A 22,826-nucleotide genomic window follows, 5' to 3' on the forward strand; every position below is an offset into this window, starting at 1 on the left:
AAACATTTTCCAATCGTTGATAAGTGAAAGTTATTGTCATAGATGGCACGGATTAATATGCAGTTGCATGCGTTTTGTGGGTGATTAAAGTCGTCATGGATCCAATCATTGCCAACAACTTGCGCATTGCATAACAAAGGATTTTTAAAAGTTGAGTAAGTAAGATGTCGATTGTTGAATTTAACCCAGTGGATCACCCACACCGTCGTTATAACCCACTAACGGGTCAGTGGATTTTGGTGTCACCACATCGTGCAAAACGCCCTTGGAGTGGCGCTGATGAGAAGCCTGTAACTGATGAGCTACCTAGCTACGACGAGAAGTGTTTTCTTTGTCCAACCAACGAGCGTATTTCTGGTGATGTAAACCCAGATTACCAAGGCACGTACGTGTTCCAGAATGACTTCGCAGCACTGATGGTGGACTCTCCAGATGCGCCTGAGTCAGATAACCCATTGTTCAAAACGCAAGGTGTACGCGGGTTGAGCCGAGTGATTTGTTTCTCGCCTGATCACAGCAAAACTTTGCCTGAGCTACCGGTCGACAAAATCCGTGGCGTGATTGACACGTGGAATGATCAAATCGAAGAGCTGGGTAAAGACTACGTTTGGGTACAAGCATTCGAGAACAAAGGTGAGACCATGGGTTGTTCTCAGCCTCACCCGCACGGTCAAATCTGGGCAAACAGCTTCTTGCCAAACGAAATTGAGCGCAAAGAACAAAACTTAAAAGCTTATTACCAAGAGCATGGCGGCAATTTGCTGGTGGATTACGTGCAGGCTGAACTTAAAGATGGTTCACGCACAGTGGTTGAGACCGATCACTGGGTTGCTGTTGTTCCTTACTGGGCGGCGTGGCCATTCGAAACCATGCTACTCCCTAAAACACATATTCGTCGAATGAGTGAGCTAACCGATGAGCAACGTGACGACCTTGCGGTTGCAATCAAAAAGCTAACCAGCCGTTACGACAACCTATTCCACTGTTCTTTCCCTTATTCAATGGGCTGGCATTACGCGCCGTTCTTTGAAGAAGGTACCGATATTGACCATTGGCAACTGCATGCGTTGTTTTATCCACCACTGCTACGTAGCGCAACGGTTCGTAAGTTCATGGTCGGCTATGAAATGCTGGCAGAAAGTCAACGTGACCTAACCGCAGAACAGGCGGCGCAGCGTCTGCGTGACCTAAGCGATGTGCACTACAAAGAGCAATAGCGCCTCAAAGTAGATTGATAACGAATAACGGGATAGCGTGACTTTACAGGTAGAAAGTTAGGCTCAATGCGCTATCCCAATACCAAATTTATAATTTAAGAGAACGTCCCTATGTCTGATCTAATCCAAAATGTGAAAACCTCTTTTGAACAAGTGTTGGGTTACGCCCCAAGCCACATTATTCAAGCGCCTGGTCGTGTAAACCTGATTGGTGAGCACACTGATTACAACGATGGTTTTGTACTGCCATGTGCGATCAACTATCAAACCGTTGTGGCGGCAGTGAAGCGTGAAGACAACCTAGTACGCGTCGTTTCTGTGGATTACGGCAATGCCGTTGATGAATTCGATATCACGCAAGAAATCACATTCCAGCAAGACAAAATGTGGGCGAACTACATTCGCGGTGTAGTTAAGTGTCTTCTTGCTCGTGGTTACCAATTCTCTGGTGCGGATATTTCTGTTAGCGGTAACGTGCCTCAAGGTGCGGGTTTAAGCTCGTCGGCAGCGTTGGAAGTGGTGATTGGTCAAACGTTCAAAGTGCTATTCAATCTTGAAATCAGCCAAGCGGAAATCGCGCTAAACGGCCAGCGAGCAGAAAACGAATTCGTCGGTTGTAACTGCGGCATTATGGACCAAATGATTTCGGCAGAAGGTCGTGAAAACCACGCCATGCTGTTGGACTGTCGTAGCCTAGAAACTGAAGCGGTATCAATGCCTGAAGACATGGCGGTGGTGATCATCAATTCGAACAAAAAACGTGGCTTGGTAGACAGTGAATACAATACACGTCGTGAGCAGTGTGAGGAAGCGGCGCGCATTTTCGGTGTGAAAGCACTGCGTGATGTGACCATTGAACAGTTTAACGAAAAAGTTTCTGAACTAGATGAAATGGTCGCAAAACGTGCTCGTCACGTCATCACAGAAAACGACCGCACGGTAGAAGCGGCACAAGCACTTCGCGCACACGACATGAAGCGCATGGGTGAACTGATGGCTGAGTCTCATGCTTCTATGCGTGATGATTTCGAAATCACAGTCAAAGAAATCGATACGTTAGTTGAGATGGTGAAAGAAGTGATTGGCGAGCAAGGCGGCGTTCGCATGACAGGCGGCGGCTTTGGTGGTTGTATCGTTGCTATTGTACCGCCAGCGTTGGTTGACGAAGTGAAAGCAACGGTAGAAGCGAAGTACCAAGCAGCAACGGGTCTAAAAGAATCCATCTATGTGTGCCAAGCAAAAAACGGCGCTGGTTTAGTCGAAGTACTTTAAATGCAAAATTGCTTTAAGTTCAAAGTGCTTTGAGACGCAGTAGGAGCGAGAGATGACTGAGCCATTAACTATCACGATGACACAGCAGGCCGCCTTTGATGGCGCGCCTGCCACCGTAGTCGAACTGAAAAATAACACAGGCATGAGCGTTACTTTTATGGATATTGGCGCGACATGGCTGAGTTGTCGTTTACCTTTGGCGAATGAGGAGTTGCGTGAAGTGCTTCTCGGAGTGGGGACGATGGGGAGTTTCATGCAGCAACAGTGTTACATGGGTGTCACTGTTGGTCGCTACGCAAACCGCATCGCCAATGGTCTTTTTGAAGTGAATGGCGAAGTATTCCAAGTGTCTACTAACCAAGCGGGCAACTGTCTGCATGGTGGTGATGAAGGGTTTGATAAACGTCGTTGGAAGATTGAGTCTCACTCGAATCTGCAAGTGACGTTCTCTTTGTTGTCTGAAGATGGTGACCAAGGTTTTCCGGGCAATCTAGAAGTGCAAGTGACGTATACGTTGACTGATGATAACCAAGTGAGCATTGCGTACTTCGCTAAGACAGATAAAGCGACACCGATCAACTTGACCAACCATGCCTACTTTAATTTGTTGGGGGCAGAAGCGGGCTTAGATTGTCGTTCGCATCGCTTAACCATCGTTGCAAGCCAATACTTACCAACCTCTGAGGTCGGTATTCCGCTTGGTGAATTGCAAGATGTGAAAGGCACTGGATTTGACTTTAGAAGTGAAAAAACAGTTTCAGAGCACTTCTTACAAGATGAACAGCAGATTGCCGCCAAAGGGTATGATCATAGCTACCTATTTGATGCCCACCGCGATATTTCGAAACCAGTTGCGCTGGTGGTTTCTCCAGATGAAAAAGTGCACTTATCGGTGGTGACCAATAAGCCTGCGATGCAATTGTATACGGGCAACTGGCTAGCTGGTGCACCAAATCGCCGTGGCGGTGAATATAACGATTACGCGGGCCTGGCGTTAGAAACGCAGTTTTTACCAGATTTGCCAAACCATGCTGAGTGGGCACAGCCAAGCTGTATTCTTGAGCCTGAACAAGAGTACCGCTTCTGCACCACTTATCAGTTTGCTTTCTAGGTAAACTGAGCACTTTTAAGCTTTTGGGTTACTGTAGGCTTTTTGCTCATAGTAGGTCAAAAGCTCATTGAAAGTTGGAAAAATAACGTTCTCTACAAACACCCAAAAAAGAAAAAGCTCTGTCACTTTGTAACCTTTCTTGGCACTGCATAGCGCGATATCTTAAAGGCGATCCACCGAGTTACGGCGCACTAAAGTTGGGCTAAAGATGATGGTGTCATCTTCCACTTGTTCATCACGCGATAACGCTAACGCCAAACGCGCGGCACGCTCTGCCATCATTTCGATTGGGTAACGAATCGTGGTCAAACTTGGATTGACGAAGCGAGCAATTAAGCCATCGTCGAAGCCAACCATGGACACTTTTTCTGGTACGTCGATACCATTTTGGTCTAACGCCGCCAGCGCACCTGCTGCCATGTAGTCGTTGTACGCCACGACGCCAGTGATTGCGAGTGATTTGGTCAGCAGATTGGTCATGGCTGTTTCGCCGCCGTCACTGTTTGGCTCACCATGTTCGATATAGCTTTTTGATAGCTCGATATCGTGATCTTTCAGTGCCGTTTGGTAACCTTGTAAACGCTCGTCAGTATCTTCGATGCCATGGGATGAGGCGATACAAGCGATCTTGCTGTGACCATGACGAATCAGATATTCCGTCGCTAAGTACGCGCCTTTACGGTTATTAAGAGAGATGCAACGCTCTGCCAATTCTGGGATATGGCGGTTGATCAACACCATGCCTTTGACTTCTTTGGCGTAGTCGATCAGTTCTTCGTCTGATAAACCTTTGGAGTGAATCACAATGGCTTCACAACGGCTGTTGATCAGAAGTTCTAGCGCTTGGCGTTCGTCTTCTGGGTTGTGGTAGCCATTACCAATCAGAATGTGTTTGCCGTTTTCACGCGCCACGTTATCTACCGATTTCACCAGGGTGCCGAAGAACGGATCTGAGACATCACCGACAAGCACCCCCATGGTATTCGTACTTTGGCTGACGAGCGCGCGTGCCGCCGCATTTGGACGGTAGCCCAATTTACTCATCGCTTTCGTAACGGCATCGACAGAGGATTGACTTGCTTTCGGTGATTTATTTATCACGCGAGATACAGTTGCTACCGATAAGCCGGCTTCTTTCGCGACATCCTTGATTGTTGCCATGAGGGACCTTTCGTGGGCTAAATAACGTTAATCGAAGTATTAAACACCCATTGTGTAATAAGTGCAATTTATGCGGTGTATACTTACCAAGTTATGATCTTTACCTATTGTAATTATTGAGCTTACTCATTGTGTAAACGTTTCTAGAGTCAAAGTTCTTTTGGGCCTTAGTCGATAGGAACGATCCCTTGCGCAAACTTTTTAAAGTAACTCTTATGCTGATTTTTTATATTTCCACACTCTTTCTATAAAAAAAGAAATGAAACAGTGTTCCTTTTTGCTTATAATCCCCGCGCTTTTAAAAGCTATCTAAAATAATGAAAAATCGGGAAATTATAATGAAAAAAGTATTGCCATTATTGGTTTTAGGTGCAGCGTTTGCTTCGGCGTCGGTTCAGGCAGAAGGTAACTGGTACATTGGTGCGGATGTTTTAAAATCAGACATTAAAGACGCTACGGAGCTACAATTTTCTTCTGCAACTGGTTTTAGTGTTGCAGTCGGTAAAGAGCTGCAATATTCGGAAAACTTCAAACTGGCGCTAGAGGGTGAATATATTAACCATGGTCGTTTTGAAGGAAAATATGGCCAGTCACTAAAATATTCCATTGAAGGCTACGGTTTCAACCTGAATGCAAAACCTAAGTACCACTTCTCTGGCACTGGCTTTTACGTTGGCGCAGTAGCCGGCCTTGGTTTGATGGTAGCGGAGTGGGAGGTTAAATCAAGTGCTGAAGAGGTTAGTGTTAAAACTGACAATAGCGATACTGTTTTCAATTATGGTGCTGAAGTTGGTTATGAATTCGCTTCTGGTCTGATTATTTCTGGTGGTTACCGTGTTTCTTCAGTAACGATTGAGTATAAAGGCTTGGAATATGGTGCTGATTTAGAAGGCTTATACGCTGGCGTTGATTACAAATTTTAAGTTTGCTCAAGCAGAATGCAAATAGCACAAGGGAGCCATTAGGTTCCCTTTTTGATTAGGTTATCAATCAACTCATAATGATGCGCTTTGACGCCAGCCATGTTGCCATATTTTGGCTGGTGGCGGTCGTTCTCTTTAGCATGATGCCAACCAATGGTATGGCGAACGAAGTGCTCAGCAAAGGCGTGAGAGACCTCCAAGCATCCCGCGAGAACCGTATCGACATAACTTTGCATTATGGGATTGAGTGAGCAGGGTGGTAGCGGGTCGTTTTTCACGTAAACCCAAATGCTATGTTCTGAGTTGAAACTGGCTTCTGTTTCAATTTGCTCAGGACGTATTTGAATGCGATGGTAGCCACGTTCGCGGCGATCAAACTCAGCCAGCGCTATCTCATCCACTTCAAGCAGCACGCCATTAACTTGCCCTTCGCCCTCATTTACAACCAAGGGGGATAAAATATAGCTGTCGTCAACTTTTCCCCAGTAACGCACTAGGCCGTGAGCGATGATTGGGATGGCTTCTCCTGTTTGCCCCGTTAATTTTCGCGAGGCGGCATTGATTAGGCTGCCGTAGCCAAATATATACATCTCGATTGCTTCCTTTACTTCGACGAAATCACTGCTATCCGTTATACCTAAACCCTATCAACCAAGCAATGCATGGAACGCAGAGCTTACCTCAAAAGGAGAGTTTGAATTTGTAACATGTATTTTTAATATATGTTTGTGGTAAGATTCAAACACGTTGAGTTTTTGAACAGTATCATCGAGTACTTAGGGGCATCACAATGCTGAACATCACCGATAAAAAAGTGGAAGAGAAAATCCCAGCGTGGCTGCGATTAGGGTTTAGACCGTTTTTTCTATTTGGCGCTACTTATGCCGTTGTTGCAATTACGGTATGGGTATGGATGTTCCAAACTGGTCAGCCAAGTGCGTTGAGTGTTCCTGCGTTGTGGTGGCACGTTCATGAAATGTTATTTGGCTTTTCAATGGCAATTGTCGTGGGCTTTGTTCTGACTGCGGTGCAAAACTGGACAGGCATCAACGGTACGAAACATTACACCTTGTTGGCCGTATTTGTGTTGTGGCTTGCTCCTCGAATATTACTGTGGACTCCCGCACCACTGTGGCTAACCAGTGGTATTGAAGCCTTATTTTTATTATTTGTCACTTACGAAGTTGGCATCCGTGTTTATCGCTCTAAAGGTTGGCGCAATTTATTCTTCGTACCACTGTTTTTACTCGCTATTTTTGCGAATTTTGCTAGTTACGCTACGGTGACGGGGACACTGCCATTTACGTCATCAGCAGTATGGCAAGCAATGCTGTGCTGGTTTACTTTGCTGCTTTCGGTAATGGGAGCTCGGGTGATTCCTTTCTTTACTGCGCGTCGTTTTAATTTCGAAAAAGCGCAGCCATTGATGTGGTTGGATTGGTTAGCCAACTTGCCATTGATTGTGCTGTTTATATTGAGTTTCTTCCCTGTGGCATTTGCAGAGTTTGCTAAGCCAATTATGCTGTTTGCTGGTGTGGCTCAATTGGTTCGATTTTTGCGTTGGAAGCCTTGGTTAACGTTAAGTGAACCGCTGGTATGGTCGTTACATAGCGCTTACTTGTGTTTACCGTTGAGCCTGATCCTACGCGGTAGTTGGGCAAACGAGTTTGCCAATCATAACTTGATCCACCTATTTGCTATCGGTGCTTTGGGGGGCTTGATCTTAGCGATGATTTCTCGAGTGACTATGGGGCATACAGGGCGGATGATTTACAAAGGCCCGAATATGAGTATCGCCTTTTTAGCGGTATTTTGTGCGGCACTGGTAAGAAGTTTGGGGGTAACTTTTGCTCCTTCGCAGATGTTGCTTTGGATTGATATCAGCGCAGCCTTGTGGGTTCTGGCTTTCGGTATGTTTGTGTGGCGGTTTGGCGTGATGCTAATAACGCCAAGAATAGATGGTCACCCAGGCTAATCGCCGTTTGAGTTGGAAAAAAGGGCTCAACCCAACGGTATGAGCCCATAACCGGAATGATTCATCTCCAGTAATTCACAAGCCCATTAAAGCTTACTGCACATCAGCATCTCTCTTATCAACTCATTGCCTCCAGTTTTGCAGCTCCTTCGCTGATCGGATTTTCGTTTTTAGAATATATTGTTGACTCTTTGTGAGAAATTGTGGTCTTTTTATTCCTTAGCCTATAAATTCATCTAGGTTATTAATGTAAGTATTATATTTAGGCGCTTATTAAGTAATAATGTTGTTATTATATTATGTGTTTTTTGTGGGCTTTGTTTGATTTATAAATATTATTGAGAAATTTTATTCTTCTTGCTGAACTATCTATATATATTTCCGATGGATTTTTACCAAGAAAGAAGTGTTATGAATAAGAAAATAATATCTATATCATTGTTGTCAGCGTTTTTTGCTCATGGAATATATGCTCAAGGTAGCTCTGAAGAACTCACGAGATTATGGGAAAAAGCAGAATTAGAAGTTTTAAATGATAGAGAGCTAGACAAGATTAAAAATAATGGAACGTTAACGGTTAAATTAAATAATCGGTTAACGAAAGATCTGCGTGATAGAGGAAACACCCTATCGAGCATGCGTAACAGAGGTTCCGTCGTATATAGCAGAGATAATATCGTGAACTACGGTTTTAACATCTTATCTCAAGAGCCAACCAACTATAACTGTCTTTCGGAGAATGGGACGATTGAGGTACCAAATTACTCTAAAGTAGTTGATGGAAAGGTGGTTATCAATACCACTGAAATTAATGAGTTTTTCGAAATGAATACTTCAGCTAGTGCGAGTGGAGGTTTCGGAAAATTCTCTGCTTCTGCCAGCTACAAGAAGAAGATTACTCGAGACTTTAGAGAGTTAAGTAATGCGACGACAGTTGCGTTTACTATCAAAAATCAAACCAAAGAAAAAATAACGGAAGCATGGCCAGAACTAAGTTCTAGAGCGCAAAGGCTTCTTCTGGCTGGTAGTCAGGCTTCTAAAATTAACTTCCGGAATTTATGTGGAGACGCTGTAATTAGCAGTGCTATATATGGAAAAGAAATTGCTGTTTTAATTCAAGTTGAATCAAAAACTAATGAGCTAAAAAAATCGAAAGAGGTGGCTAAGGAAATATCGGCTTCATACGGTAGTTTTGTCAGTGGCTCTGCAAATCAATCGACGATTAATAAATATCGCCGTTACCAAAATGATTACAACTTTAAAATTAAAGCCTACGTAGTTGGTGATGACACTGTCATTTCTGATTCTAATCTTCTCAACTTTAAAGATAAATTGGTACGATTTGAGGAAAATGATAGTCAAGTACTTAGCCCAATTCGTTATGAAACCTCTGAATATTTAAACCCAACGAATAATGCTTATTGGCAAACATTTTTAGACTATCGCCCAATAGGACAAAAGATGAAAAAGTGGGACCACTTTATGGACTTTGAATACGCACTTCGCTGCCCTTCGCAGTCTTATTCTCAATTGTGTGTTCAAACTGCTAATAAGTATAAAGAGATGTATGGAAAGTGTGAGAGTGCGAGAGGTTGGAGTGAGTGTTTTTCACCCGAGCAGGCTCAATGTACTTTGCTTCAAGGGCAACTATGTAATCAGTTAGAGAAAGAGAGCTACTCTGTATGGAAAGAAATATCAAAAGCGGGTGGTTGGGATGCCAGAGCTATTGCTATTGACTCCGTAGTTATACCAAGCAACGCAGTTAGAGTAAGAGTAGCTTTTGAAAAACGCTCTGGTTTTATAGTTGGCACTAATCGTAAGGTTGGAGAAGAAACGATAACCATTGATTGGGAAAATAAAAGCTCTTTTAGTCATCCATTCTTAGAGATTAAAGGAGATAAATTATCTGAATCGATACTTTCGACGGGGGGGGGCAAAACCAAAAAAATTAGCATTTTTAAAAAATTAAAAAGTTTCAGCTGGAGTAACTTTAAAAAAATTGAGTATTTAGTAGACGTTCGACCAAACTAAAACTTTTTATTCAGTAGCTTTGTAAACAACATCACGATGGCCTTGGCTATCGTGGTGTTGTATCGGTTACATAATTTCTTCCATTAAAGTCTTTTCAGAAATAATCCACTCTTTGTATCTAGTTACCTTTTTTAGACCGTGGTAGTCTAGACATAGTTAGGTGGTGCTGGGCTTTGTTGTGGAATTCAGCGGAACTAAATCCAGAGCCTACGATCTGAACAGTTAGGTCCACTATCTCTTTTGGCCCCATGCCCAAATCTAGTTACAAAAAATCAGCTAAAAGCAATACAACCAATCACTCATTAATCGTGGCTCGCTGGCCTTGCAAGTTGATAAGCGGGTGGGGACTTGAGCAATGACAAATACCTTGAGCAAGCTTACTGGGTTAGGTATGCCTGAAACTTGTCGTGTTGACTAAGAAATATACTAAATGGTCGGTTCTATCTCTAAACGGAATTACGTAACAAAGTCCTCTAGCCTATAAAATCATCTTAGTTATTAATTGAAATGTTATTTTATCTTGTGTTTTTTGAGGGGGCGTATTTGATATTATAAATCTTTTTGATGATTTTTATTCTACTTGTTGAACTAGCTATATATATTTGTAATGGATTTTCATCAAGAAAGAAATGTTATGAATAAGAAAATAATATGTATATCATTGTTGTCAGCTTTTTTTACTCACGGAATATATGCTAAAAGTAGTTCTGAAGAACTCACGAGCTTATGGGAAAAAGCAGAATTAGAAGTTTTAAACGATAGAGAGCTAGATAAAATTAAAAATAATGGAATGTTAACGGTTAAATTGAATAATAGCTTGACTAAAGAACTTCGTGATAGCAGTAGCATCCTATCCAATAGAGATAAGTTCGTGAACTACGGTTTTAATATCCTATCTCAAGAGCCAACCAACTATAACTGTCTTATGGAAGGTGGGACGGGTGATGTGCCAAACTTATCTAAAATAGTTGATGGAAAGGTAGTGAACAGTACTTCTGAAATCAATGAGTTTTTTGAAATGAATACGCCTGCAGGTGAAGGTTTCGGTAAATTCTCTGCTTTTGCCAGTAATAAGAGGAAGGTTAGTCAAAACTTTCATGAGTTGAGTAATGCAACGACAGTTGCGTTTACTATCAAACACCAAACCAAAGAAAAAATAACGCAAGCGAGACCAGAACTAAACTCCAGAGCGCAAAGGCTTCTTCTGGCAGGTAGTCAGGCTTCTAAAATTAACTTCCGGAACTTATGTGGAGATGCTGTAATTAGCAGTGCCATATATGGCAAAGAAATTGCTGTTTTAATTCAAGTTAAGTCAAAAACTGATGACCTGAAAAAATCGAAAGAAGTGGCCAAGGAAATATCGGCTTCGTACGGTGGTTTAGTCAGTGGCTCCGCAAGTCAATCGACGATTGATAAATATCGTCTTTACCAAAATGATTATAACTTTCAAATTAAAGCCTACATAGTTGGTGATGATAGCGTCATTTCTGATTTTAACCTTCTTAACTTTAAAGAAAAATTAGTACAATTTGAGAAAAATGACAGCCAAGAACTTGCTCCAATTCGTTATGAAACCTCTGAGTATTTAAATCCCACGAATAATACTTATTGGCAAACATTTTTAGACTATCGCCCGATAGGACAAAAGATGAAAAAGTGGGACCACTTTATGGAGTTCGAATACGCACCTCGCTGTCCTTTTCAGCCTTACTTTCGATTGTGTCTCCAAACGTCTAATAAATACGCACATATGTATGGAAAGTGTGGGAATGCAAAACGTTGGAGTGAATGTTTTTCACCAGATCAGCCCCAATGTACTCTGTTTCAAGGGCAGACCTGTAATCAGTTAGCGAAAGAAGATCCGATAAGGAAAGATATGTCTGTATGGAAAGATATATCAAAACCAGGTGGTTGGAGTGACATTGCTTACCCTAGTGATAAAGTAGTCATACCAAGCAACGCAACTAAAGTTAGAATCACTTTTGATAAACGACGCGCTTGGACACCTTTGAGGCATGGTCCTAAGGTTGGAGAAGAAACAATTATTATTGATTGGGACAACAAACGTTCTTTTAGTCATCAACTCTTTGAAATTAGTGGAGAACAATTACTTGAAAAAGGATTTCAGAATTATTCGGGACAAATGAAGCCTTACATTTATAGCAACTTCAAAAAAATTGAGTATAAAACTGAGGTAAGGTGAGGCTATTAAGCTCAGTAAGAGTGTTGGTTATTCCTATCTATACATATATCTATAGCTAAGGCTTTGGGTGATATCACAATAGACTCTTAATGCTATGATTCACCGAAAACAAAGCCTGCGAAGTGCAGGCTTTGTATTAGGGAAGTTGAATCTAGCTGACTTGTGAGAGGCTCACGACTTTTTGCTGCAGCTTGTCTTTGAGATAGTCTGCCAGCGCCAGTTTTTCTTCTTCTGCTAGGTACAAACCAAGTTTTGTTCGACGCCATAAGATGTCTTCATCGGTTCTTGCCATCTCGTGATTGATTAAGTAGTCAATTTCACGCTGATATACACCACTCGCTTGATCTGAGAAGCAGTGCCCAAGATCTTCTGCGTCGTTTGCGCCTTCCATAAGATCCCAAGTTCGGGTCCCAAACTGGGTTACATAGCGAAGTAGCATCGACTCTGACGCCCATGTGTATTTAGCGTGAATCATTTTCACAAGTTGCTCACGGCTACAGCTGAAGTTACCACCAGGAAGTGCTTGGTTTGCCGTCCAGTCTTTACCCATTTCAGGAAGGAAAGGAGCCAGTTTATTCAGTGCAGCCTCGCCAAGCTTGCGGTAAGTTGTGAGCTTGCCACCGAATACTGAAAGCAAAGGTGCGTGATCGTATTCTGCATCCAGCTCTAGTGTGTAGTCACGTGTGATTGCCTGTGGTGAATCTGATTCATCATCACACAGTGGACGAACACCACTGAATGTCCATACTACGTCCTCTTTGCTTAGCTGTTGAACGAAGTGCTGGTTAACGACATCAATTAAGTAATCAACTTCGCCGTCTGAGATCGCGACTTCGCGCGGGTCGCCTTTGTATTCCACATCTGTGGTACCAATGATCGAGAACTGATCTAAGTAAGGGATCATAAATACGATGCGATTGTCCTTGTTTTGCAGGATGTAGGCTTGTGGCTCATCGTGGATACGAGGAACAACGATGTGTGAGCCTTTAATCAAACGAATATTACGAGGAGAGGTTTGATCCAATCCATCATCAAAGAACTGTTTGACCCAAGGGCCTGCTGCATTTACTAAGGTTTTTGCTTTACGTTCGAAGCGTTGGTCTGTCGTCATGTCGTGAATGGTGACATGCCAGACTCCGCCTTCACGGTGCGCTTTTTCAACACGGCAGTAGTTGCGAACTTCGGCGTTGTTTTCTTTTGCTGCCAGAACGTTGAGCAATACTAAGCGCGCATCGTCTACCCAACAATCTGAGTATTCGAAACCTGTCTTCATTTCAGGTTTTAGTAGCCCTGATTTCGCGAGGTCGATGGTTTTACTGCCTGGCAGTGTAGTCCGCTTTCCCAAGTTATCATAAAGGAACAAACCACAGCGGATCATCCAAGCTGGGCGCAAGAAGGGACGATGAGGTAAACGGAAACGCATCGGTGATGCGATATGTGGCGCTTTTCGAAGCAGTACTTCACGTTCAGCGAGCGCTTCCGAAACTAAACGAAACTCGTAATGTTCAAGGTAACGCAAACCACCGTGGATCAGTTTTGAACTGGCAGAAGAGGTTGCCGATGCAAAGTCATTGGCTTCATACAAGCCGACGCTTAAGCCGCGACCAGCAGCGTCTGCCGCAATACCGGCCCCGTTGATGCCGCCGCCGATCACAATCATATCTAGAGTAGGGGATGAGTTTGTCGTGGAAGCATTTTGTTGGATACTCATAAATTTGACCTCTTTGTGAGCGAACGAGCACATTGGAAACGGTCTTTATCCTAACTTAGGTTTCGTTTTTGGTCATTGTTTATTTTCGTTTATGAGCGTTTTGTGTGATTTGGGCACAAAAAAACCTCTATCTAATTAAGAAAGAGGTCATTTATGCGCGTAAATTTCGACAGTAAGTGCTATTCGGCTTCTATTATTTTCATTTGTGTATCAACCACTTCGAACGGAACGGCGGCTTCTTTCAGGATTGCGAGAATTTCTTCTGGCGGTTGTTTATTGGTAAATACCATGTTCAATTGCGCGATATTGCCCAATTTAACCATGGCATTGCGCCCAAATTTCGAATGGTCAACCGCTAGGAAGACACTTCGGCTGTTATCGATAATGGCTTGTTTTACGCGAACTTCGTGATAATCAAAGTCCAACAGCGAACCGTCAAAGTCGATCCCACTAATGCCAAGAATGCCGAAGTCGAGACGAAATTGCTTGACGAAATCTAGCGTTGCTTCCCCGACAATACCGCCATCACGGTTACGTACTTCACCGCCCGCCAAAATCACTCTGATTTCAGGGTTCGATAATAAGATGGAGGCCACATTAATGTTATTGGTGACGACGCGAAGTTGTTTGTGGTTTTTATTCAGTGCTCGAGCGACGGCTTCTGGTGTGGTGCCGATATCAATAAATAAAGTTGCGCCGTCAGGAATGTGTTTTACCACCTCTTCAGCAATCACATCCTTCTCATTAAAGTTGAGCGCTTTACGTGTGTTGTAGGATGTGTTTTCCGAACTTAAAGGAATCGTTGCACCACCATGGTAGCGCCGGATCTTGTTTTCATCCGCGAGGTCGTTTAGGTCACGACGAATGGTCTGAGGGCTCACATTAAACTTGTCTACCAGCTCATCCGTGCTGACATAGCCTTGTTTTTTCACCAACTCAACAATCTGTTGGTGTCTCGGTATTTGCTTCACTTAGCACTCCCTTGTGCACTGGTCATTGCCAGCACTTCAAAATCGAAAATACAAACTAGCGCTATTGTGCTCGAATTAGCGCATTGTGAGAAGTTGTAGGAGTGGAGAATCCGCGATCGAACACAAAAAAAGAGCGCCAATTTGACGCTCTGTACAATTCATTGGGGGAGATGTGATGGTTTCTCCGACATTAATCGTCTTCGTCGTGCAGCTCAGACCAGGTTTGAGCACACTTCACTGCGCGCTTCCAGCCCTTATAACGGCGGTTACGCTTCTCTTCATCGTCATGTGGCTCGAACCTGCGGTCGAGCACCGCCTTGCCTTGGAGTTCATCTGTACTACTCCAGAACCCAACGGCCAGACCCGCTAAATATGCAGCCCCTAGCGCCGTCACTTCGGTTACTTGAGGACGGTGAACTTGGGTATTAAGAACATCAGACTGGAACTGCATTAGGAAATTATTCGCCACAGCACCTCCATCTACACGCAGGTTTGCGAGCTTGATGCCCGAGTCGGCCTGCATTGCATCGAGAACATCGCGGGTTTGGTAAGCAATACTCTCCAGCGTTGCACGGATAATGTGGTTAGCATTCACGCCCCGAGTGAGGCCGACAATCGTACCGCGAGCGTAAGCGTCCCAATAAGGCGCGCCCAGACCTGTAAACGCAGGGACAACGTAAACACCGTTGGAGGAATCAACCTTGGTCGCAAAGTATTCCGAATCTTCTGCACCCGCTAGAATTTTCATTTCATCACGCAGCCATTGAATGGAAGCGCCGCCCATGAATACCGCACCTTCGAGGGCGTAAGCGGGCTCACCTTTTGGACCACATGCGAGGGTTGTCAGCAGACCATTCTTGGATGTGACTTTCTCTTGACCCGTGTTCATCAACAAGAAGCAACCTGTGCCGTAGGTGTTCTTCGCTTGGCCTGCTTCCACACACATCTGGCCGTAAAGAGCGGCTTGTTGGTCACCGGCAATACCGGCGATTGGGATACGAGTGCCACCTTTACCGCCAATGTTAGTTTGACCGTAGATTTCAGACGAGCATTTTACTTCAGGCATCATCGAGGCTGGGATGCCCAGTTCGTCCAGCATTTTTTGATCCCAGCATAGGTCGTTTATGTTAAACAGCATGGTACGCGAAGCGTTGGTGTAGTCGGTTACATGCACGCGGCCTTGTGTCATTTTCCAAACCAGCCAGGTATCAACGGTACCGAATAACAGTTTGCCTGCTTCTGCCTCTTTGCGTGCGCCTTCAACGTTGTCAAGAATCCACTTCACTTTTGTGCCGGAAAAATACGGATCGAGTACCAACCCTGTGTTGTTGCGAACATAATCCTCTAGTCCACGTGCTTTCAACTCTTCACAGATATCGGCAGTACGGCGACATTGCCATACGATTGCGTTATAAACAGGTTTGCCCGTCTCTTTGTTCCAGACAATTGTGGTTTCACGTTGGTTAGTAATACCGATGCCTGCAAGTTGGTCGCTGCGGATGCCCTTTTTCGCCAGTGCTTCAACCAAGGTAGAGCTTTGAGTCGCCCAGATTTCCATAGGATCATGTTCGACCCAACCTGCCTCGGGATAAATCTGAGTAAACTCTCGTTGAGAGACGCTCACAATATTTGCGTCATGATCCATAATGACAGCACGAGAGCTTGTCGTTCCTTGGTCTAGGGCAACAATGTATTTTTGCTCAGTCATGGTAAGAGTCCTTTTGTTTCATTATTTATATTTTAGTTGAACTAGTGAGTTTTAAGCTCGGGCTTGCTCTGCTTCTTCTTCGCTCTCGCACTGGTTTGGAATAGTGCAGCCATGACCTTGCTGTGGCAGATACGCCGCAATTGTTTTTGGGTACAACCAACCACCGAAACAGGCACCTGCGATAGGAGCAAGAATTGGCACAATAAAGTACGGGATTTCACGAGCACCAGTCAGTGCATAATCCCAGCCCGCAAAGTAAGCAAACAGTTTAGGGCCAAAATCACGAGCTGGGTTCATCGCAAAACCAGTGAGAGGGCCTAAAGATCCACCAATCACTGCAATGAGAATACCGATCAGTAGCGGGTTCATTGCGCCACGAGGTGCGCCGTTGTTCTCGTCACCCAGGGCAAGAATGGCAAACATGAGCACGGCCGTAATTACGAACTCCACAGCAAAAGCGCCTAAGAAAGAGAGAGAAGCGTGCGGGTAAGTTGAAAAAATGCCTGCCGTCACTAATGCATCTTGGCTGCTACGAACAAAGTTGTGCGCGATTTCATAATCAGTAAATAGGGTGCTGTATAAACTGTAAACCAGAGCAGCAGAACAAAATGCCCCGAGCATTTGCGCAATGATATAAGGCACCACTTTCGTCTTATCGAAACCATGGAACATGGCTAGTGCGATTGTAACGGCAGGGTTGATGTGCGCGCCGGATACGCCAGCAGTGCAGTAAATCGCAATGGCAACGCCAAAGCCCCATATAATACTGACTTCCCATTGACCAAATTCAGCCCCCGTCAATACAAGTGCAGCGACACAGCCTACGCCAAAAAAGATAAGTAACCCTGTGCCAATAAACTCGGCCAAACATTCTCCGAGCAATGAAGGGTGTTTTTTTGTTGTCATGTTAAGCGTCCTTTAATTGTTATGCTTCTCTAGCACGGCTCCATTGTGCATAGATAAACGTTTTCGAAAATAAACGAACGATTAAAATGAGTGTTTGAGCATGAGATTGTTAATAAAATTCTTGGCTTTTGTTAAACGGCGCATCTTTTACTTAAAATAAAACTTGATAAATGCTTGAGAAGCATCAACTTCATACTTAATAAGCTTAAGCTGCCGATGATGTTATTAAACACGTTGTGGTGAGAGGCGTTTGGTGAGGTCGCTTTCGGTTGTTTACGAGATGCAGTTGTGGAAATTGTGCTTATTTCGGTTTGATATGTGGTGATTAGTCTCTCCAACTTACTTGAAGTTAACCTTTTATTCTGAATTTTGTGCTTGTTTGAGCGCCGATTAACTCAAAAATACCATTGATTTGAGCGTTTGCTCACTTATTTAACAGTAACAAATTTTGGTGAAAGTGGAAGCGCAGTCTAATTTAATGTCTCGTATTTTACTGGATTTACTTAAATTTAATTCTTATGTAACACTAATCACAGAAATAAAAATTGAATTTCATAAAATGCACCAACTTTCGAACGAAACTCCTTTTTGCTCGTTCGCGATTTTAGATTCTTTACCACCACTCCATATAATTATGAGGTCCCTATGTTTGGTATTTTCAAACCTAAGGCGCATATCGATCCTTTATCGTCCGATAAAATTGATGGCGTCTACACTCGCTTACGTTGGCAACTCTTCATTGGCATTTTTGTCGGTTATGCTGGTTACTATCTTGTTCGCAAAAACTTTAGCTTGGCAATGCCTTACCTTATTGAACAGGGTTTTAGTCGTGGTGATCTGGGTGTTGCGTTAGCCGCGGTTTCGATTGCTTACGGTTTATCAAAATTCCTGATGGGCAGTGTCTCTGACCGTTCGAATCCCCGTTACTTCTTAAGTGGTGGTCTGTTGATGTCCGCGCTGGTGATGTTCTGCTTTGGCTTTATGCCATGGGCTACTGGGAGCATTACGGCCATGTTTATCCTTTTGTTCCTTAATGGTTGGTTCCAAGGTATGGGCTGGCCTGCTTGCGGTCGAACCATGGTCCACTGGTGGTCGCGTAAAGAGCGTGGCGAGATAGTGTCGGTTTGGAATGTGGCACATAACGTAGGTGGTGGCTTGATTGGTCCACTGTTCATTTTAGGTCTTTGGGCGTTTAACGACGACTGGCACACCGCTTTTTATGTCCCTGCATTTTTTGCCACGCTCGTTGCTGTTTTTGTTTGGTTTACAGTCAGAGACACGCCTCAATCTTGTGGCCTTCCTCCGATTGAAGAATACAAAGATGATTACCCAGACGACTACGATAAGTCGCATGAAAAGGAAATGAGCGCAAAGGAAATTTTCTTCAAGTATGTTTTCTCCAATAAATTACTGTGGTCAATTGCGATTGCTAACGCGTTCGTTTACTTGATCCGTTACGGTGTTCTTGATTGGGCTCCGGTATATCTAAAAGAAGCAAAAGACTTCTCGGTCGATAAATCATCTTGGGCATACTTCTTGTACGAGTGGGCAGGTATCCCAGGGACGCTGTTGTGTGGTTGGATTTCTGACAAAGTATTTAAAGGCCGCCGCGCGCCCGCGGGGATTTTATTTATGGTGCTCGTTACCCTTGCTGTACTTGTTTATTGGTTCAACCCAGCTGGAAACCCAGCTGTTGATATGATGGCATTGGTTGCGATTGGCTTTTTGATTTACGGTCCGGTAATGCTGATTGGTTTATACGCACTTGAGCTTGCCCCCAAGAAAGCGGCAGGTACCGCAGCTGGCCTAACGGGTCTATTCGGTTACTTGGGTGGTGCGGTAGCGGCCAATGCGGTTCTTGGTTATACCGTTGATCACTTCGGTTGGGATGGTGGTTTTATCATCCTTATCGGTTCGTGCATCACGTCCATCGTTTGTTTGACTTACGCATTCCTTGGAGAGCGTGCTCATCATGAGCAAAAAGCACGTGAGAAAGAAGCATTAGCGTCATAAAAGCTTAAAGGGGCAGTGAAATACTGCCCCTTCGAATAAATGAAGGAAATAACAATGAAAACAACATCAGTGTGTATGGCGGCTCTCGCTCTCAGTATTTCAGTTGGCGCCATTGCCCAGCCGCTTGTTATCGCCCACCGTGGTGCATCGGGTTACTTGCCAGAACATACCCTAGAAGCAAAAGCATTGGCGTACGCGATGAAGCCAGATTACATCGAGCAAGATGTAGTGATGACCAAAGATGATCAACTCGTCGTATTGCATGATCATTATCTCGATCGCGTGACCGATGTGGCAGAGCGATTCCCTGCTCGTGCACGTAAAGATGGTCGTTACTACGCGATTGATTTCACGCTTGCAGAGATCAAATCATTGCGTGTGACAGAAGGGTTTAATATCGATGACAAGGGGAATAAGGTTGCGGGTTACCCGAATCGATTCCCAATGTGGAAGTCAGATTTTACTGTTCCGACTTTTGCTGAAGAGATTGAGTTAATCCAAGGCTTAAATAAAACCCTCGGCTACGATATTGGCATTTACCCTGAAATCAAAGCACCATGGTTTCACCGTCATGAAGGCAAAGACATCTCCAAAGCAGTACTTAAAGTCTTAAAGCAGTACGGCTACGACTCGCAAGATGACAAAGTGTTCTTACAATGCTTTGATGCGAATGAGCTGCAACGCATTAATAGTGAACTCATGCCAGCAATGGATATGGATTTAAAGCTCGTTCAGCTCATGGCTTACACCGATTGGAACGAAACCATGGAGTACAAAGGCGACAAGGAAACACCATACAGTTATGACTGGATGTTTGAAGCCAATGGCATGAAGAAGGTTGCCCAATATGCGGAAGGAATTGGTCCTTGGAAGCCAATGTTGGTGGATGACAAATCAACCAAGGATAACATCATCATCAAACCTCTGATGAAAGCGGCAAAAGATGCAGGTTTGCAAGTGCACCCTTATACTTTCCGAGCTGACACAGGACGCATTCCTGCTTACACAGATAGCTTCGATGGCATGATGGATATCTTCTACAATCAAGTCAAAGTAGACGGCTTGTTTACTGATTTTCCGGATAAAGCGGTGAGCTTTCTAAATAAGTAAACGTCAGGAATCCACATTCTCTGACAAGCAGAGTGTTTGGAACACTACGCATTACGTCACACGCCATGTCGTAACAATTTGCCCTCTATCAGGCAATAAAAATCCCCCAACAGTTTCCTGCTGGGGGATTTTCGTAGGGCTAATTCACGAATGAATTAGTTGTTTTTATGCAGTTCGCTGTTCAGTTCAACCGCGCTCTTGTTTGCAAGACACTCGATTTGACCTGTTATAGAGTTACGACGGAATAGTAGATCTGAAACACCAGCAAGATCGCGGGCTTTCACTACTTCTACCTCTTGGCCAGCAGAATCTAGCATGCGTACTTTAGAGCCAGCGGTTACGTACAGACCTGATTCGACGGTACAACGGTCACCCATTGGGAAGCCAAGACCTGCGTTTGCGCCTAGTAGAGAGTTTTCACCGATAGAAACCACAACTTTACCACCGCCAGATAGCGTACCCATGATAGATGCGCCGCCGCCGATGTCAGAGCCGTTACCAACCACTACGCCAGCAGAAATGCGGCCTTCAACCATGCTCACGCCAGTGGTACCTGCGTTGAAGTTGATGAAGCCTTCGTGCATTACCGTTGTGCCTTCGCCAACGTGTGCGCCAAGACGTACGCGAGAAGTGTCAGCGATACGAACGCCAGTTGGTACCACGTAGTCCACCATTTTCGGGAACTTGTCTACGCAGTCGACGCTGAGTGCATGACCCGCTAGGCGAGCTTCGATTTGACGCTCTGCCAGTTCAGGTAGGTCGATTGGACCTTCGTTAGTCCATGCGATGTTGTGCAGTAGACCGAAGATACCGTCTAATACCGTGCCGTGTGGTTGAACTAGTCGGTTAGAGATAAGTTGAAGTTTTAGGAAACCTTCAGCGACGCTTTGTGGCTGCTCGTCCGTTGCAAGGATAACCAGTACAAGTGGTTGTGCTGATTCTGCTGCTTTTGCTGCGAAAGAGGCGTTTGCCGCATCGCCGTTTGCTTCAAATGCTGCTGCCAGTTCTGCGCTTTGTGCTGCAGAGATCTCGATAGCTTGGTTGCCTTGTTCGTAACCTGCTACTGCTGCGAGTGCACTTACTAACGCGTCACTTGGGTTAAGAACTGGGTTTGGAAAAAACGCTTCGATGATTTTGCCGTCGCGGTTTTTAGTTGCTGTACCGAAGGCTAGAGAGAAGAAAGCCATAGTTGATCTCCATGTGTTGGGTCTTGTGTCTCGTCTATTCACTGACAAGAAATAATGAGTTGTTAGCCATCATAATGAGAGTATCGGGCAGTTTAAAGAGGGGAGCGATAGAAAGTCTATCGATGGATACCTTTTGTCTTCCTAGAGATGCGCCTGTCTGATAAGAAATGTTTGTCTAATGATAAATCTGTCGTAAAAGCGAGTGCTGACTGGATTTGGTTCGCACCAAGGTAGGCGAGAAGGAACTTATCATGGCGAAAAATAAGGGGAGGACCGAAGTCACTCCCCCTACACTGGGTTTGTGGGATTTACTGGCTTTGGATAGAAAAGTCAGTAAATCGGATCAGAGGCTTAGCTCACCGACCTCTACTGCAAGTGCCACGGTAGCACCCACCATTGGGTTGTTACCCATGCCGATGAAGCCCATCATTGCAACGTGTGCTGGTACAGAAGAGCTACCCGCGAATTGCGCATCAGCGTGCATGCGACCCATGGTATCGGTCATACCGTAAGACGCAGGACCAGCCGCGACGTTGTCTGGGTGTAGAGTACGACCAGTACCACCACCTGATGCTACAGAGAAGTAAGGCATGCCTTCACGGTTACGCTCTGCTTTGTATATACCTGCAACTGGATGTTGGAAGCGAGTTGGGTTGGTTGAATTACCTGTGATGCTCACGTCTACTTGTTCTTTGTGCATGATAGCCACGCCTTCACGTACATCGTCTGCACCGTAACAAAGGATTTCACCACGTGGACCTTGCGAGAATCGGCGACGTTCCACCTCTACTAACTCACCAGTTTGGTAGTTGTATTGAGTGCGCACGTAAGTGAAACCATTGATGCGTGATATCAGGTAGGCGGCGTCTTTGCCCAAGCCATTTAAGATCACTTTTAATGGATTTTGGCGTGATTTATTCACGTTTAACGCGATTTTGATTGCGCCCTCTGCTGCTGCGAATGACTCGTGACCGGCAAGAAAAGCAAAACAGCCACTTTCTTCATTCAGTAAACGAGCTGCCAATGCACCGTGCCCGATACCCACTTGGCGTTGCTCTGCCACGCTGCCTGGTTTTGTGCATGCTTGCAGTCCTTCGCCGATGATGTTTGCTGCGGCTTCCGCTGTTTTCGCACCGCGAAAAATCGCTAATGCAGTACCTAATGTGTAGGCATCGGCTGCGCTTTCAAACGCGATAGGTTGAGTGTCCATCACTAGTGCTTTTGGGTCGATACTACGATCCATACAAAATTGGTAAGCCTCTTCCAGAGAAGAAAGTTGCATTTCGTCTAGTGTGCGACGTACAGATTCAGTCATTGGAGTGTTCAT

17 protein-coding genes are annotated in these 22,826 nt (G+C 44.6%); 9 read left to right on the forward strand and 8 right to left on the reverse strand.

Features of this window, described 5'->3' with window-relative positions:
• The first annotated feature begins 164 nt into the window (after window positions 1–164).
• From AND4_RS10850 to galM, 3 genes are all read left to right on the forward strand, one after another.
• Window positions 165–1,217 (forward strand): UDP-glucose--hexose-1-phosphate uridylyltransferase, encoded by a 1,053-nt coding sequence (locus AND4_RS10850; protein ID WP_009843017.1) that lies wholly within the window; start codon window positions 165–167, stop codon window positions 1,215–1,217.
• 111 nt (window positions 1,218–1,328) lie between these two features.
• Complete coding sequence (gene galK / locus AND4_RS10855; protein ID WP_009843018.1) at window positions 1,329–2,489, forward strand: galactokinase; 1,161 nt, start codon at window positions 1,329–1,331, stop codon at window positions 2,487–2,489.
• Window positions 2,490–2,541: 52 nt separating this feature from the next.
• Window positions 2,542–3,600: a galactose-1-epimerase gene (gene galM / locus AND4_RS10860; protein WP_009843019.1), complete on the forward strand. Its 1,059-nt coding sequence runs from the start codon at window positions 2,542–2,544 to the stop codon at window positions 3,598–3,600.
• A 162-nt stretch (window positions 3,601–3,762) separates the two neighbouring features.
• Here the strand turns inward: galM and AND4_RS10865 are convergent, their stop codons facing one another.
• Window positions 3,763–4,761 (reverse strand): substrate-binding domain-containing protein, encoded by a 999-nt coding sequence (locus tag AND4_RS10865; protein ID WP_009843021.1) that lies wholly within the window; start codon window positions 4,759–4,761, stop codon window positions 3,763–3,765.
• A 338-nt stretch (window positions 4,762–5,099) separates the two neighbouring features.
• On the opposite strand from AND4_RS10865, the gene AND4_RS10870 reads away from it, so the two are divergent.
• Entirely contained in the window at window positions 5,100–5,684 is a 585-nt protein-coding gene (locus AND4_RS10870; RefSeq protein ID WP_009843022.1) for an outer membrane beta-barrel protein, read from the forward strand.
• A gap of 38 nt (window positions 5,685–5,722) precedes the next feature.
• On the opposite strand, the gene AND4_RS10875 is transcribed toward AND4_RS10870, so the two are convergent.
• Window positions 5,723–6,274, reverse strand: a complete 552-nt coding sequence (locus AND4_RS10875; protein ID WP_009843023.1) for a gamma-glutamylcyclotransferase family protein — start codon at window positions 6,272–6,274, stop codon at window positions 5,723–5,725.
• A 200-nt stretch (window positions 6,275–6,474) separates the two neighbouring features.
• Here AND4_RS10875 and AND4_RS10880 point away from each other — a divergent pair, with 200 nt between their 5' ends.
• The 3 genes from AND4_RS10880 to AND4_RS10890 all read left to right on the forward strand — a co-directional run bounded on the left by AND4_RS10880 (window position 6,475) and on the right by AND4_RS10890 (window position 11,893).
• On the forward strand, window positions 6,475–7,659 hold the full coding sequence (locus AND4_RS10880) for an NnrS family protein (RefSeq protein WP_009843024.1): 1,185 nt from the start codon (window positions 6,475–6,477) through the stop codon (window positions 7,657–7,659).
• 411 nt (window positions 7,660–8,070) lie between these two features.
• Complete coding sequence (locus AND4_RS10885) at window positions 8,071–9,690, forward strand: hypothetical protein (protein WP_009843025.1); 1,620 nt, start codon at window positions 8,071–8,073, stop codon at window positions 9,688–9,690.
• A gap of 634 nt (window positions 9,691–10,324) precedes the next feature.
• Window positions 10,325–11,893, forward strand: a complete 1,569-nt coding sequence (locus AND4_RS10890; protein ID WP_009843026.1) for a hypothetical protein — start codon at window positions 10,325–10,327, stop codon at window positions 11,891–11,893.
• Window positions 11,894–12,044: 151 nt separating this feature from the next.
• Here AND4_RS10890 and glpD read toward each other — a convergent pair whose 3' ends face one another.
• The 4 genes from glpD to AND4_RS10910 all read right to left on the reverse strand — a co-directional run bounded on the left by glpD (window position 12,045) and on the right by AND4_RS10910 (window position 17,189).
• Window positions 12,045–13,604 carry a glycerol-3-phosphate dehydrogenase gene (gene glpD, locus AND4_RS10895; RefSeq protein WP_043991625.1) on the reverse strand — a complete coding sequence of 520 codons (1,560 nt, stop codon included), beginning with the start codon at window positions 13,602–13,604 and terminating at the stop codon, window positions 12,045–12,047.
• Window positions 13,605–13,783: 179 nt separating this feature from the next.
• Complete coding sequence (locus AND4_RS10900) at window positions 13,784–14,575, reverse strand: DeoR/GlpR family transcriptional regulator (protein ID WP_009843028.1); 792 nt, start codon at window positions 14,573–14,575, stop codon at window positions 13,784–13,786.
• 190 nt (window positions 14,576–14,765) lie between these two features.
• On the reverse strand, window positions 14,766–16,283 hold the full coding sequence (gene glpK, locus AND4_RS10905; protein WP_009843029.1) for a glycerol kinase GlpK: 1,518 nt from the start codon (window positions 16,281–16,283) through the stop codon (window positions 14,766–14,768).
• Between the two features lie 51 nt (window positions 16,284–16,334).
• Window positions 16,335–17,189: an MIP/aquaporin family protein gene (locus tag AND4_RS10910; protein WP_009843030.1), complete on the reverse strand. Its 855-nt coding sequence runs from the start codon at window positions 17,187–17,189 to the stop codon at window positions 16,335–16,337.
• Window positions 17,190–17,834: 645 nt separating this feature from the next.
• On the opposite strand from AND4_RS10910, the gene glpT reads away from it, so the two are divergent.
• Complete coding sequence (gene glpT, locus AND4_RS10915) at window positions 17,835–19,202, forward strand: glycerol-3-phosphate transporter (protein ID WP_009843031.1); 1,368 nt, start codon at window positions 17,835–17,837, stop codon at window positions 19,200–19,202.
• Window positions 19,203–19,256: 54 nt separating this feature from the next.
• Window positions 19,257–20,312, forward strand: a complete 1,056-nt coding sequence (glpQ, locus tag AND4_RS10920; protein WP_009843032.1) for a glycerophosphodiester phosphodiesterase — start codon at window positions 19,257–19,259, stop codon at window positions 20,310–20,312.
• Window positions 20,313–20,467: 155 nt separating this feature from the next.
• Here glpQ and dapD read toward each other — a convergent pair whose 3' ends face one another.
• Together dapD and AND4_RS10930 are read right to left on the reverse strand one after the other, a co-directional pair.
• Window positions 20,468–21,499 (reverse strand): 2,3,4,5-tetrahydropyridine-2,6-dicarboxylate N-succinyltransferase, encoded by a 1,032-nt coding sequence (gene dapD / locus AND4_RS10925; protein WP_009843033.1) that lies wholly within the window; start codon window positions 21,497–21,499, stop codon window positions 20,468–20,470.
• 343 nt (window positions 21,500–21,842) lie between these two features.
• Window positions 21,843–22,826, reverse strand: coding sequence for a GGGtGRT protein (locus AND4_RS10930; RefSeq protein ID WP_009843034.1), 984 nt, complete (start codon window positions 22,824–22,826; stop codon window positions 21,843–21,845).

Source organism: Vibrio sp. AND4 (assembly GCF_000171815.1).
In the GTDB taxonomy this organism is placed as follows: domain Bacteria; phylum Pseudomonadota; class Gammaproteobacteria; order Enterobacterales; family Vibrionaceae; genus Vibrio.

What these genes read in the sequence shown, in the direction of transcription:
- AND4_RS10850 (WP_009843017.1), top strand. Translation starts at nt 165, where the DNA reads ATGTCGATTGTTGAATTTAACCCAGTGGATCACCCACACCGTCGTTAT.
- galK (WP_009843018.1), top strand. Translation starts at nt 1,329, where the DNA reads ATGTCTGATCTAATCCAAAATGTGAAAACCTCTTTTGAACAAGTGTTG.
- galM (WP_009843019.1), top strand. Translation starts at nt 2,542, where the DNA reads ATGACTGAGCCATTAACTATCACGATGACACAGCAGGCCGCCTTTGAT.
- AND4_RS10865 (WP_009843021.1), bottom strand. Translation starts at nt 4,761, where the DNA reads ATGGCAACAATCAAGGATGTCGCGAAAGAAGCCGGCTTATCGGTAGCA.
- AND4_RS10870 (WP_009843022.1), top strand. Translation starts at nt 5,100, where the DNA reads ATGAAAAAAGTATTGCCATTATTGGTTTTAGGTGCAGCGTTTGCTTCG.
- AND4_RS10875 (WP_009843023.1), bottom strand. Translation starts at nt 6,274, where the DNA reads ATGTATATATTTGGCTACGGCAGCCTAATCAATGCCGCCTCGCGAAAA.
- AND4_RS10880 (WP_009843024.1), top strand. Translation starts at nt 6,475, where the DNA reads ATGCTGAACATCACCGATAAAAAAGTGGAAGAGAAAATCCCAGCGTGG.
- AND4_RS10885 (WP_009843025.1), top strand. Translation starts at nt 8,071, where the DNA reads ATGAATAAGAAAATAATATCTATATCATTGTTGTCAGCGTTTTTTGCT.
- AND4_RS10890 (WP_009843026.1), top strand. Translation starts at nt 10,325, where the DNA reads ATGAATAAGAAAATAATATGTATATCATTGTTGTCAGCTTTTTTTACT.
- glpD (WP_043991625.1), bottom strand. Translation starts at nt 13,604, where the DNA reads ATGAGTATCCAACAAAATGCTTCCACGACAAACTCATCCCCTACTCTA.
- glpK (WP_009843029.1), bottom strand. Translation starts at nt 16,283, where the DNA reads ATGACTGAGCAAAAATACATTGTTGCCCTAGACCAAGGAACGACAAGC.
- AND4_RS10910 (WP_009843030.1), bottom strand. Translation starts at nt 17,189, where the DNA reads ATGACAACAAAAAAACACCCTTCATTGCTCGGAGAATGTTTGGCCGAG.
- glpT (WP_009843031.1), top strand. Translation starts at nt 17,835, where the DNA reads ATGTTTGGTATTTTCAAACCTAAGGCGCATATCGATCCTTTATCGTCC.
- glpQ (WP_009843032.1), top strand. Translation starts at nt 19,257, where the DNA reads ATGAAAACAACATCAGTGTGTATGGCGGCTCTCGCTCTCAGTATTTCA.
- dapD (WP_009843033.1), bottom strand. Translation starts at nt 21,499, where the DNA reads ATGGCTTTCTTCTCTCTAGCCTTCGGTACAGCAACTAAAAACCGCGAC.
- AND4_RS10930 (WP_009843034.1), bottom strand. Translation starts at nt 22,826, where the DNA reads ATGAACACTCCAATGACTGAATCTGTACGTCGCACACTAGACGAAATG.